The following is a 12531-nucleotide window of genomic DNA, read 5'->3' on the forward strand; positions in this document are numbered from 1 at the left end:
GGCAGCAAATATTACAAAACCTTATTGAAGTTAAAATGACATTTATCAGCTTTAAACTTTAAATAAAATTTTGAAAAATTAAATTTAAAGCTGTAATTTAGGCAGAAAGATATATACTTTTAATCTGTTTAAAAAATAAAACTCCCACAGCAATAGGAAAGAGACAACTTAAAAAGGCGAGATAGATATAATAATCCTGAAAAAATGGAAGCCCAAGCCATAAAGCCACGGCTTTGTAGAATATAAGCGTTTCCGTAGTGACGAAGGCTACAAGAAATAACCACAGAAAGCTTTTGGGAATATTGAGCAGCTTGAAATAATTTAGGAAAGCCATCATTGTTGTAATGACAACCCCTAGAAATACCAAGTGTAAATAGCCAATTACAAAATCTTTAAGCTGAAATGCCAAATTGGCCATATATGGAAATGCCGAAGTCACCTGCATCAATATTTTTACGATCACTAAACCTCCAGCTATTTTCAGAAGAAAAAAAGAACGTTCCGAGAAAGCATGTTTTAAAACCTTAAAATTAGCTTTTAGTAATATATAAAGTTCATAAAACGCTAGTAACTGTGCAATGGTTCCTATCAATCCCATAACATAAAAAACTTTGGGCGGCACAAACCAGAGTGCTGAAAGAAACAACGTAAAGATAATACCGAAGTTTAAAAGCAGGAAAAAAGATTTCAGTTTCTCTCGATTGAATTCGATCCCTTTTTCCTCAAGGATATAGAAGAGAACTCCCAATAACGCCAAGATAAACCAGCCATTATATTGAAAGTGAAGGTAAAAATATATGGAGGTTTTATACCAAATAGACTCCGGCCCTAGTGTTGCCATCACCCCGCCAATAGCCCAGGGACCAATACTGGAAAAAACCAGATACCAAAGTGAAGTTTTTATCAGTTTCCAGGAAAAACGCTTTTTAAAGTGAGATGGAATATGCTTTATCGCGAACCACGCAAACCAATAGGAGGCAAACAAAAAAAGCGTTGAGAAAATAATGGAATATAGCGCATATCCTTGGATCGGAAATGTTACAATCATTCCAAGAATACAAATATTTGTAAAGAAGAAAATACGTTTGTAAAGCTTCGGTTTCTGTGCTTCCGAAAGGAAAATTTTATAGATCAAGGTGGTCAAGCCTAAATAAATCCACCCCAAGAGTGCCGTATGGGAATGTGCATGAAGCAGAAACTTATAATTTATGGGAAGAGAGGTTACCATGTAAAACCTCAGCACGAGGCCCATTAACGCCACGATCAAAAAATAGGCAACGGCGATGCCAATATGTTTTTTTAGATCAATCAAGCTGTAAAATTACAAAAAAACAGTTCGGAGTTTGACATCAAACATTCAAAGTTGTCAAACTTCCGAACTGCAATAAAAACCAATTAAATAAAAATATGGGGGCAAGCACAAAGTCCGCCAAAATATAGGCCACGAATGCACGAATAATGTAAAAGGGACTTAGGTGCTTTTATTTTCACAAATATTCCCGAATAATCATTCACGGAATATTAAATTAGCAACACTCTTAAAATTATTAATCAGGAATAATCCTGAAACTTCAGGATTGGCTAAAGAAGTCAATTAATTTTACACAACAGATCTATTGACTCCTAAACCCTTTTATACTTTTAGTTTTTCTTTAATTTCTTTTCTAAACTCAATGATTTTGGGAAAAGAATATTGTTTTCTAAGTGTATGTGGTGGTGAAGATCTTGTTCAAATTCATCCAACTTGGCATAAAATGCGCGGTAGGTATTGCAAGCTCCTTGTGGTGGTGTGTAGTTATCACTTAATTCAGCCATTTTACGCATAATTTCACCAGCTTCTTCGTGCTCCTCCTCCATCATAGCGATCGGGTTCTCTACACTTCCAAAATGGATTGGTGGAACCTCAGTACCTTCACGCTCAGCTTTTACTAATTTCTTAATAAAAGGGAATAAAATCAATTCTTCTTTCTTTTGGTGCGCTGCCATTGCCTGAACGACTTGTAACACTAAGGCTTCTATTTCTGCAAGCTCGGTATAATGATGTCCGTGAACGTGATTTACTCGTTTTGAATATTGTAAAAGCAACGGACTGTTCTCCTCTACATAATGATGGTGTACGTTTATGATATGATCTGCAAGGAAATCCAGTTTCCAGCTATTATAATCTGAGGCACGGTCTGGTGCATTGTCTAGATTTACTAATTCCGCAAGTAAAACTGAAGGATCCACTTTTGCTTTTTCACAAGCTTTTGTGATACTTACTCCGCCGCCACAGCAAAAGTCAATGCCGTGTTTTTTGAATATGTGCGCGGCTTTTATGTTTTCTGTAACCACATCGGCTACGGTACGTTCTTGTAGTGTTGTCATGATTTTTAAAGTTATAATGAATATTAATGAAGCAAATTTCAGCAGAAAAAAATGAAAATCTTATGACTTAAATCATATAATGACATTTTTGTCAGAAATTAAAACACATTTTAAATTAGCTAACTATCAAAAATTTAGAGCATGAAATAAAAAAGACTTATTAATCCCAAAAAGGATCCGAATAATCTGGAGTTTTTTCCAGTTCACTGTGTATTTCTTCAATTTTCTCCAATTGGGCTTCCGTAGCAACTTTTTGGATTTCGTTAAAAAGTACCCGCTCTTCAAAACGGATGTGGGCATCCAACTCCTCCTCTAAACGATGAAGTGATTTTTCAGGATCTTTGGTGTCATGGAACAAGCGTTTTATACGTCGATGTTCTTTTAATGCACGCTCAACCAATTCATTACCCTCCTCCATTATAGGAAAAAGATATTTTTCCTCATCTTTAAAGTGGGGTTTTATTTCGTGTTCATAAAACCACTTCGCATATTTTTGAATTCGTTCAATTTCAATATTTTTACCAAAACCTTTACGGAGTTTCCAACTAAACAATAATCCAAAATGATGCTGTCTGCTTAAAGGTTTTAAAGCTTCATGACGTTTAATAGGTTTTTTCTTTTCCATTGATTTAGAGGTTTTCTTTATATTTTATTCGTTTGCCGCCACATTCTGGGCAACGTTCCACAATTCTCTTTTTGTTTTTAAATCCATCAACATGCTCCACCATAAATTTTCCCACTTTCACATGTTTATCTATATGATTTTTTACATCAATCTGTTTATCCTTGGGCATGGAACGGGTTTTATCATCATATTCTTGATAGCCCCAACAAAAAGGGCAGTTTTTATCCGCTCCTTCTTTTTTGGAGACTACTTCCACTTCTTCTTTCGATTTCTTTCGAAAAAATGTGAGAAAACGATGAATATAGCCCATTTATATAGATTTAAAAAATGATCATTTATTTAGAAGGACGTAGGACTTATTGACGTAAGAAGTACGACTTTCACTTTGGCTTAAAGTACTGCCACGAATGACACTAGCTTACACAAATTACCTCAATTGTTAAAAACGGATGCCCAATTGGCAAAGTTTTGAATTTCACGAATTTAACAGACTTTTAGTCAGTTTATAATGCCTTGTCAAATTAGTACATCATGGTTTAGTCAAATACTTATTCGCACAAAATTAATCAACTGATAATCCAACTACTTTATACCTTATACTAGTCCTACGTCCTATGTCAATTCTTTTCCGGTGCTTTCGGGTTTAGTGGTCTAACGGTCATTTCGCTTATCAACATATTATCTGGTGTCTTGAGAATATGCATAAGCGTTGAAGCTATATCATCTGCCTGAAGCATATTATGATGTGACGCTATTCCGGAACTTTTAAAAAATCCTGTATCAATAGAACCGGGATTTAAGCAAGTTACTTTAATATTATCTCCTCTTAATTCCTTAAAAAGTGCTTCACTAAAACCACTTATTCCATATTTAGTTGCCGAGTAAGCCGCTCCTTCTGCACGCGTGGTGATTCCGAGAATAGAACCGATATTTACTATATGTGCACTTTCCTTTTTAAGCTTCATAAGTTTCACCACTTCTGAAGTGATACAATACATTCCATTTAAATTGGTATTTATCATTTTATACCATTCTTCGGAAGGCATTTCGTCAATCTTTCCGAAGGAGCCTGTACCAGCATTATTGACAAGAATGTCAGGAGATTTGTCTTCGGAAAAAGTTTCGGCACACCATCCTTTTAGAGCCTTTTCATCCGTAATATCTAAGCTCACATAGATAAACTTACTTCCAATACTATTTTGAAGCTCTTGAAGTTTCGTTTCGTTCCTTGCAAGTCCGAAAACGGTGGCGCCAGCTCCAACTAAGGCTTTAGAAATAGCTGCTCCCAAGCCACTACTGGCTCCCGTAACCATTGCTATTTTATTTGAAATATTCATACGATGGTATTCTTAAAATGTCAATAAAAATTTCTTTTACGGCTTATAACTTCCTGGCTCATTTCGGAAAGCGATCGCCAATCGGTTCCAACCATTGATGGCAACAATGGCCATCGTCAAGGCCAAATGTTCCTTTTCACTGAAATGTTTTTGAACTTCATTATAAAGTGAATCGGATATATCATTTTCAGCAATCAAGGTCATTGCTTCCGTCCAGGCCAAGGCAGCGCGCTCGCGTTCGGAATAAAAAGATGTTTCCCGCCAGGCCGATAGTGCGTAAAGTCGTTGCTCGGTTTCCCCAGCTTTCCGCGCATCCTTAGAGTGCATATCTATACAATACGCGCAGCCATTAATCTGGGAGGCGCGAAGTTTTACGAGCTCATAAAGGCTTAATTCAAGTCCCGAACCCGCAACGTATTTTTCAAGTTCCAACATTCCCTTTATGGCTTTGGGATCTGTTTGGTTGTAATCCAATCTTTTAAGTGACATAACTATAAATTATTATTTTCAATACTATTGAAATAAAATGAGCATATCATACTTTCTGGAAACACTAATATTTTCACTTGATTCTCCGTGAAACTTCGTGATTCTTTGTGCAACCTTGCCCGTGGGCTAGGCAGGTCTGTGCTATAGCTAAAACGCTTCTTTTACAATTCTATCCGCCGGAACTTTCAAATTTGCCAACTGTTTTTCAACAGCCTCCATCATTGGTGGTGGGCCGCATAGATAAAAATACGAACCTGATGGCCCCATATTCTGCTTTAAGAAGTCTTCTGAAATCTGTCCGTAGGCGTATTCATCTGTCTTTTCCCTAGAAAGAATGTTGATAAAATTTGCGCCAAGCATATTACTAAATTCCTCTTTCAGAATGATATCATCCCTTTTCTTATTGGAGAAAATCAATTTATTGATTCCCAGTTTTTTCTTTTCCCTTAAATCACGAAATATGGAAATAAATGGTGTTACTCCTGCTCCACCTGCTATAAAAGTGCCGTCACCTTTATATTCAATAGCACCAAAAATATCATTTACTATTAAGCTGTCTCCGGCTTTTAAACTGAGTAGTTCATTGGTGACACCTTTCCGCTCCGGATAGGTTTTTATGGTAAACTGAAGATGATCATCCTTCGGCAGACAAGTAAATGTAAAAGGTCTACCTTCATTTCGCCAGCCTTCTTTGTCAATAAAGATCTCAGTGGCTTGACCGGGAGTAAAATCGGCTCCAAAAGGTTTTTCGGTAACAATCTGCAACACATCGTGTGTAACGTGTTCGATTGATTTAATTTTAACGGGTTCATTTTTCATAGCTATTCTTGTTTAATTAATTTTAAAACAACTTCATAACAACCGCGCTTTTGTATGAATCTATTTCTATTTCGCAACTCCAAAAAACCCAACTTAATTCATTAAATTTTTGGAGTTTGAGATTTGAATTTTGGGTTTTGGAATTTTCTATTTACTATGCTTCTCCATTTCTTCCATTGCAAGTGTTGCGTGGGCGTAAGCTGCTCCTGCGCGCATTTCTGAAGCTACCCAAATAGCTTCCATTATTTCCTCCTTGCTCGCTCCTTTGCGCATAGCTTGTGGCGTATGAGCGCGGATGCAATAGGGGCATTGCGTAACGTGCGCTACGGCAACCGCAATAAGTTGTTTTGTTTTTTCATCAAGGGCTCCAGCTTGAAATACTGTTTTGCTGAAATTTCTCCAAGCTTCAACATTCTGTGGTGCCAATGCAGCTTTCTTCTCAGCTAATTCGCGGGTTTTATTCGGAAACATATCTGTATTATTCATCATTCATTTTTTAAAATTAGTATCATTTAAATGAGATTTCTGCTAAATGTTCTAGCGTTTAAACTCAATTGCGGAACTATTTTCCATAATAGCAATTGCGTGAAAATCTTCATTAATCTTTAAACTGTGTTCTACCATCGCCGGAATAATAAAGGTGGCGTTTTTGGAAAGCTTATGGTTTCCGTCGGGCATTTTTAAAACGGACTCCCCTTTTAAAACAACAATTACTGCTTCCAGAGTACTATGGTAAAGAGGCATTTCCATGCCAGCTTTGGCGGTTATATTCAGTGTTTTAAATGTTTCGCCCTTGCTAAGTGGCGACATTTCGGGTTTATTTGGACTTTCCATAGCAGTTAAATTTTAGATTTCAATTTATGCTAACTTTTTCCCAATTCAAAAGCATTCATTAAAAGAAAGATTTATACAATTCCGGACTCCAATACATTATGATATAGAACAATCCGTAACCTATAACCCCCACTAACAAGGCCCAAACCCAAGCAGGAATTGCTTTTGGCGTTTCGGAACCTTTAATAACAAAGAAATCTTTTGTTTCACTTCCGTATGCATTAATTATAAGCGGTACTTGCGTGTCCACCGTTTCGTTATCCTTCATACCCACTACCGAAATAGAGGGTCCGTTACGCACTACAAACGGGACTTCGCGAATACCTTCTATTCCATTAGACGATTTGGCCACAATTTTTAAAGTGTGTTTCCCGTCTGGGATTTTGGTTGTGTCTAAAACAATTTTTACTGGCGGTGCAAAAGACGCAAATGGTTTTGGGTCTTCATCCAAAAAAATTTTTATGATTCTGTTATCTTCCATAATTTAAAATCCTTCATTTTTAACGATGTTCTTTATGTGATCTGGATTGTTTTCCTGAGGTCTGATTAAATATTTCAGACTATAGATTAAGGTTGCGGCTACAATAACTACACCCGTCCAAATAATTACATAATCCAGGGTTCCCGAAGGACCGGCACCGTGAGTTATATTTTCAAAGCCAGCTGGCTGATTCTTTTTACACACATCACAGGCCCAGCTCAATTGATTTCCTAAAAAAAACAAGACCGTGAAAACTGATAGTATCTTTTTCATCTTTTATTGATTTAATTCGTTTTTCACCATTTCTCTAATCTTCTTCACATCCTCTTCCTTTACGGCTGGTGCGTCGTTACCCCAACTACTGCGCTCATGTGTTGTGATGGCTGCAATTTCAGCATCGGTTAATTGATCTCCAAACGGTGGCATTACACCATAATTGGGAAGGGCATCATAGCCTTGCAGCACAATTGTTATCAACATTTCAGGATCTTTATCATTAACAATATCGCTACCTGCCAATGGTGGAAATGCACCTGTTATCCCTTTTCCATTATCTTGGTGACATGCAGCACAGGTTTGCTTAAATAAATTTTCACCATCAAGACCACCTGTAGCTTTATCGCCACCCATTCCGCCAGTCTGGATTTTTTTCAAAGCAGGAATAAAGTCGTTTACGTTACCTCCCGGCAATTCCGTTTGTTTTAGCGATTTTAGATAATCTACCAAAAACATGGCATCTTCTGTGGCAACTATTTTTGTTCCAGGTTGGTTAAAAATCTCCTTTGGAACCGCAATAGTCTTTTGGTCCTTTCCAACCAAAGTACTATCAACTTCTCTAAACAACCAAGGGTATGATGGCATCACAGATTCTGAAACTACCGCTCTTGGATTGTATAAATGTAATAAGTGCCAATCTTCACTAGGTTGGCGATTTCCTATATTGGTAAGATCCGGTCCTGTGCGCTCACTTCCCAAAAGAGAAGGCGACTGCCTCCAAACATCCAATCGTTTCTTACTGTAAAAATAATCTGAAGGAATTGACGGGCGGCTACCCCACATATTATCCATTTCAATATTTCGAACCTGTTGGGTATGGCAGGCCATACAGTTTTCGGAAACATAGATTTCAAGTCCTTTTCGTTCATTCGCAGTTAACGGTTTTTGGTCTGGAATGGGTTCCGTTTCCTGCATTTGAAACGCAGGAAGTATTGCTATCATGATACTCAATGCTATAAATACGACTCCTGCCGTAAGCACTAAATTTTTATGTTCTTTGTGAAAATTCAGCATTTTTTAATCTTATTAAACAGTTATATCTTCTACTTTTTTCGACTTAACTTCAACTTCTACTTTCCGGTAGTTTTTCACCATATAATAGAGGTTATAGACAAAAACCAGATGCGAAAGGAGCATTAATGAACCACCAATGGCACGCCATACCCAATAAGGTCTCATAAGAATGACCGATTCAATAAAAGCGTTGCCCTCAATCCAGCTTAGCCCTTTGTAAGTTCCACCTGCCATTAGGGACACCATATAAGCAAAAAGTCCCAAAAATGCCATCCAGAAATGTGCTCCAACCAAGACTTGTGGTGGCTCCTTTCCGGTCAGTTTTGGTATAATCGCATAAATAGAAGCCCATAAAAAGAAGGCGATAATTCCGTACATCGTCATATGGCTATGTGCTACGTTGAAATCGGTAAAGTGCCAAACGAAGTTCGTAAATCGAAAGGCTTGTAGGCTTCCCTGCATCGAACCAACAAAGTAAAAAATGGTTCCAACCAAAAAGAAGGGTAAGACATAGCTCTTTGTAATATGATTCCAACTACCGCGCATCGTCATCAAGAAGTTTGTTGTTCCAGCAACTACTGGAATCACCATTCCTACACTAAACACAATCGCCACAGTTTGTAGCCACCAAGGTAATGGACTAAACACGAAATGGTGCGTTCCTATCATCGTATAAAACAACATTTGTGTCCAGAAAGCCAAGACTCCTAATGAATATGAATAAATTGGTTTGTTAAGAGAAGATGGTAAATAATAATAAACCAGTCCTAATGTGAAAGTCATAAACCACATTCCTACACCTTGGTGCATATAATATCCTTGAATTACAGTCTCGCCTAAGCCATCTTGGTAAAAAGGTAAATAACCAATAATAGACAAGACTATGGTCCAAATTAAAGCGGCTAGAATAAACCAGTTCGATATATAAATTTCTGAAATTTTACGTTTGGCAACGGTTTTATAGAAATTTATAAATGTAATTATCAATGCGATGGCAAAAAGAAGCATAATAGGCCAGATATATTCACGGTACTCCCCGCCTCCATTATTGATACCGGCCATAAGGAATAAACTTCCCAATATGATGGTTGCATTAATAAGTAGCCAACCGGTCCAGGCAAGTTTATAGCTGTGAATTATTGTATTTGAAGTTCTTGCTATAACGAAATACCCCAAGCCGATCATTGCCAGCGAAGACCACCCCCAAAACACCATATTAGTATGTACAGGTCGTAACCTACCAAAAGATAGCCAAGACTGATGATCCATTTCAGGCCAGACAAATTTCATTCCTAAATATTGACCAATAGTAGTTCCTAAAACCAACCAAAAGGCTGCTGCAGCTACATAATATATTACAACTTTCTTTAGCGCTTCAGGAGTTTCAATGCTTAACGTAGTTTTCTTTTTCTCATCAAAAAACGCATTGTTTGGCTTGTTGTCTATATGGTGAACTAAGCCTTTTTCATCTACGGCCTCATTTTCTCCTCCCAATTCATCACCAGATAACTTATAAGTAAGTGCAGCTTTTCTTTTTTCGAGAATAGAGTCTATTTCTCCTTCCTCCATGGCAATGATTTCATCATCGAAAGCCATTTTGTTTTTATCGTGCTGCTTTTGTTTTAGCGTGTCTATATAGGAGTTTAGTTTCACCAATAGAATTACTGCTGCAACCACCATCACAATGGCAATCAAAACAAAAGTGCCAATGATTCCAGGACTGGACATCCAGTTTTCCGTAGAGATACTACCTTTATTTTGCGAAATTGCAAGCTGAGGGAGGATTCCTAGAACCAATACTATTAACCAATTCATTTTTCTCATTTGTTTTTAATATTTGCTTTTTACTTTATGGATTATTTGCATTTTCTATTTATGACATCTTTGTCCGAAATAGGATTAAATTTTTATCGTTTTAAAAAGGACATTCCAATATCAAGTCCGTTTGCCAATTCATGGAGACTTGTGTTTTCCAACATTTCTCTAAGACTCTCTCTCACAGCCACAAATTTGGTGTGCATCGGGCAAGGTTGTAGCGCATCGCAACGGTCAAACCCTAAGGCGCACCCCATATAAATGGAATCGCCATCAATAGCAGAAACTATGGTGCTTAGCTTTATTTTTTCTGCTCTTCCTTTCGGAATTTCAAAGCCACCAGTAGGACCTTTAAGCGACGTTAAAATATCCTGCTTTGCCAATTGGTGAAGAATTTTTGCGGTAAATGCTTCTGGAGAATTGATGCCGGAGGCTATCTCCTTTAAACTTACGCGATTGCCCATTTCAGACTGCGATGCAATATACACCGAAGCTTTTATTCCGTACTGACAGGCTTTAGAAAACATAATTTGTGTTTGGTCCTGCAAAGATATGGAAAATTCCTATTTATGATAAAGTTATCAGAAATAAATATTTTAGAAAAATTAAAGAGAAATTGAAGGTAAGAAAATTATAGTTTTAAAAACGTCTCCCCATTTCGAAGTTTTTCAGCAAGCTGAAGTACGGTTGTGTTTTCGCACATATTTTTAAGACCTTCCCGAACATCTTGGAATTGATCGTGAACTGGGCAAGGATGTTCTGAGGAGCATTCAGGCAAGCCCAAACTGCAGCCATTAAAAATAGAAGCTCCATCTATAGTCTCAACAATATCTGCCAGGGTAAGTGTAGAATCCTTCTCCACATAAAAACCTCCATTCGGACCTTTTTTCGACAAGATTATTTTTGCTCGTGCAAGTTGCTGACAAATTTTGGCAGTAAAAGGCTCTGGAGAATCTACGGCTTTGGCTATTTCAGAAATATTAGGACGCTTATCTTGTTCAGATTGTTCTGCAATAAAAAGCACTGACCTAATTCCATATTCACAAGCTTTGGAAAACATAATATTTGTTTTCTTCAAATTTAAATAATTCCAGCTACTTAAAAGATAAATAAATCTTAAAGTATAGAGGCTCTTTTCAAAATTGAAAGAGCCGGAAAAGAGGGAATAAACGCCTAATGAAACCTTTTTCTTGCTTCTCGCTCCAATGCTTCCCGATGATCTGGATGCGCTATGGAAATAAGGGCTTTGGCCCTCTGCTCCAATCCTTTTCCGAAGAGGTTTACTACACCGTATTCCGTAACCACATAATGAACATGGGCTCGGGTTGTGGTAACACTTGCACCTTCTTTTAAAAATGGAGTGATTTTGGAAATACCTTTATTGGTAATAGACGGCATGGCAATAATAGGCTTCCCTCCTTCTGATAGTGACGCACCACGAATAAAATCCATCTGTCCACCAACTCCAGAATATTGATACATCCCAATGCTATCTGCACAGACTTGCCCGGTTAAATCTATTTCAATTGCGCTGTTAATGGCGGTTACCTTTGGGTTCCGTCTAATAATTGCAGTATCGTTGGTATAAGCGGCTTCCTTAAAATGGATATTTGGGTTGTCGTCAATAAAATCATATAATTTCTTGGTGCCCATCGCAAAACAAGTAACAATTTTCCCTGTTTTTATCTGTTTTTCTTCGCCTGTGATAATTCCTTTTTCAACCAAAGGAAGAATCCCGTCGCTAAACATTTCGGTGTGGATTCCCAGTCTTTTATGATTGCCCAAATTGTGAAGTACTGCGTTTGGAATATTGCCGATTCCCATTTGCAAGGTAGCTCCATCTTCCACCAATTCTGCAATATTTCTACCGATTATAGCCTCTATTTCAGAAGGCTCGCCTATTGTGGTAGCATAAACTGGCGTATTTATTTCCACTCCAAAATCGATACTATTTATATGAATAATGCCATCGCCATGGGTTCTTGGAACATTCGGGTTTATTAAAGCAACAACTCGTTTTGCAGTTTGGATAGCCGGTAAAGTAACATCTACGGAAAGTCCCAAAGAACAATACCCATGTTTGTCTGGCGGAGAAACCTGAATAAAAGCCACGTCTAGAGGAAGAATATTTCTTCTAAACAGCCAATGGATTTCACTTAAAAAAACTGGAATATAGTCACCGTGCGGCGTGTCTACACCTTTCCGAGTATTATCACCAACAAAACAACTGGCAAGGCTGAAAGCCTCGGTATAGGGCGCCATGGTGTATTTTCTTCTCCATGCGTATGAATTTGGACAATTTCAACATTTTTCAGTTCGCGATAGCTTTCACATAAGGTGTCTATCAACAAATTGGGCGTCATTGCTGCGCCCTGAAAAAACACGCGATTATTTGATTTTACTATGGATACAGCTTCTTGAGCGGAAACGATTTGCATGATTAGCCCCCTTAATCCGCTGCGGCGGAGAACCCA

Annotated in this window: 15 protein-coding genes and 1 pseudogene; all 16 read right to left on the reverse strand. The window is 37.7% G+C overall.

Annotated features, from left to right (window positions below):
• Nucleotides 1-97: 97 nt before the first annotated feature.
• The 16 genes and pseudogenes from G440_RS0116790 to G440_RS20285 all read right to left on the reverse strand — a co-directional run bounded on the left by G440_RS0116790 (nucleotide 98) and on the right by G440_RS20285 (nucleotide 12495).
• Nucleotides 98-1312, reverse strand: a complete 1215-nt coding sequence (locus G440_RS0116790) for a hypothetical protein (protein ID WP_245574883.1) — start codon at nucleotides 1310-1312, stop codon at nucleotides 98-100.
• A gap of 329 nt (nucleotides 1313-1641) precedes the next feature.
• Complete coding sequence (gene ric, locus G440_RS0116795) at nucleotides 1642-2367, reverse strand: iron-sulfur cluster repair di-iron protein (RefSeq protein ID WP_026452357.1); 726 nt, start codon at nucleotides 2365-2367, stop codon at nucleotides 1642-1644.
• A 160-nt stretch (nucleotides 2368-2527) separates the two neighbouring features.
• Nucleotides 2528-2992 (reverse strand): hemerythrin domain-containing protein, encoded by a 465-nt coding sequence (locus G440_RS0116800; RefSeq protein ID WP_026452358.1) that lies wholly within the window; start codon nucleotides 2990-2992, stop codon nucleotides 2528-2530.
• A gap of 4 nt (nucleotides 2993-2996) precedes the next feature.
• Nucleotides 2997-3302, reverse strand: a complete 306-nt coding sequence (locus G440_RS20280) for a hypothetical protein (RefSeq protein ID WP_051285445.1) — start codon at nucleotides 3300-3302, stop codon at nucleotides 2997-2999.
• A 307-nt stretch (nucleotides 3303-3609) separates the two neighbouring features.
• Nucleotides 3610-4329, reverse strand: coding sequence for an SDR family oxidoreductase (locus G440_RS0116810; protein WP_026452359.1), 720 nt, complete (start codon nucleotides 4327-4329; stop codon nucleotides 3610-3612).
• Nucleotides 4330-4365: 36 nt separating this feature from the next.
• Nucleotides 4366-4818 carry a carboxymuconolactone decarboxylase family protein gene (locus tag G440_RS0116815; protein WP_034259813.1) on the reverse strand — a complete coding sequence of 151 codons (453 nt, stop codon included), beginning with the start codon at nucleotides 4816-4818 and terminating at the stop codon, nucleotides 4366-4368.
• A 147-nt stretch (nucleotides 4819-4965) separates the two neighbouring features.
• Complete coding sequence (locus G440_RS0116820) at nucleotides 4966-5637, reverse strand: ferredoxin reductase domain-containing protein (protein ID WP_026452361.1); 672 nt, start codon at nucleotides 5635-5637, stop codon at nucleotides 4966-4968.
• A 147-nt stretch (nucleotides 5638-5784) separates the two neighbouring features.
• Complete coding sequence (locus tag G440_RS0116825; RefSeq protein ID WP_245574884.1) at nucleotides 5785-6126, reverse strand: carboxymuconolactone decarboxylase family protein; 342 nt, start codon at nucleotides 6124-6126, stop codon at nucleotides 5785-5787.
• 48 nt (nucleotides 6127-6174) lie between these two features.
• Nucleotides 6175-6471, reverse strand: a complete 297-nt coding sequence (locus tag G440_RS0116830; RefSeq protein ID WP_026452363.1) for a cupin domain-containing protein — start codon at nucleotides 6469-6471, stop codon at nucleotides 6175-6177.
• A 58-nt stretch (nucleotides 6472-6529) separates the two neighbouring features.
• On the reverse strand, nucleotides 6530-6952 hold the full coding sequence (locus G440_RS0116835) for a hypothetical protein (protein ID WP_026452364.1): 423 nt from the start codon (nucleotides 6950-6952) through the stop codon (nucleotides 6530-6532).
• A gap of 3 nt (nucleotides 6953-6955) precedes the next feature.
• A complete protein-coding gene (locus G440_RS0116840) occupies nucleotides 6956-7225 on the reverse strand; it encodes a hypothetical protein (RefSeq protein WP_026452365.1) in 270 nt (89 codons plus the stop codon).
• A 3-nt stretch (nucleotides 7226-7228) separates the two neighbouring features.
• On the reverse strand, nucleotides 7229-8242 hold the full coding sequence (locus G440_RS0116845; protein WP_026452366.1) for a cbb3-type cytochrome c oxidase subunit II: 1014 nt from the start codon (nucleotides 8240-8242) through the stop codon (nucleotides 7229-7231).
• Nucleotides 8243-8254: 12 nt separating this feature from the next.
• Nucleotides 8255-10057 carry a cbb3-type cytochrome c oxidase subunit I gene (locus tag G440_RS0116850; RefSeq protein ID WP_026452367.1) on the reverse strand — a complete coding sequence of 601 codons (1803 nt, stop codon included), beginning with the start codon at nucleotides 10055-10057 and terminating at the stop codon, nucleotides 8255-8257.
• A gap of 92 nt (nucleotides 10058-10149) precedes the next feature.
• A complete protein-coding gene (locus G440_RS0116855; RefSeq protein WP_026452368.1) occupies nucleotides 10150-10584 on the reverse strand; it encodes an RrF2 family transcriptional regulator in 435 nt (144 codons plus the stop codon).
• 104 nt (nucleotides 10585-10688) lie between these two features.
• Complete coding sequence (locus tag G440_RS0116865; RefSeq protein WP_026452369.1) at nucleotides 10689-11117, reverse strand: RrF2 family transcriptional regulator; 429 nt, start codon at nucleotides 11115-11117, stop codon at nucleotides 10689-10691.
• 113 nt (nucleotides 11118-11230) lie between these two features.
• Nucleotides 11231-12495, reverse strand: a pseudogene (locus G440_RS20285) (acetyl-CoA hydrolase/transferase family protein).
• Nucleotides 12496-12531 lie beyond the last annotated feature (36 nt).

The sequence above is a fragment of the Aequorivita capsosiphonis DSM 23843 genome (assembly GCF_000429125.1).
In the GTDB taxonomy this organism is placed as follows: Bacteria; Bacteroidota; Bacteroidia; order Flavobacteriales; family Flavobacteriaceae; genus Aequorivita; species Aequorivita capsosiphonis.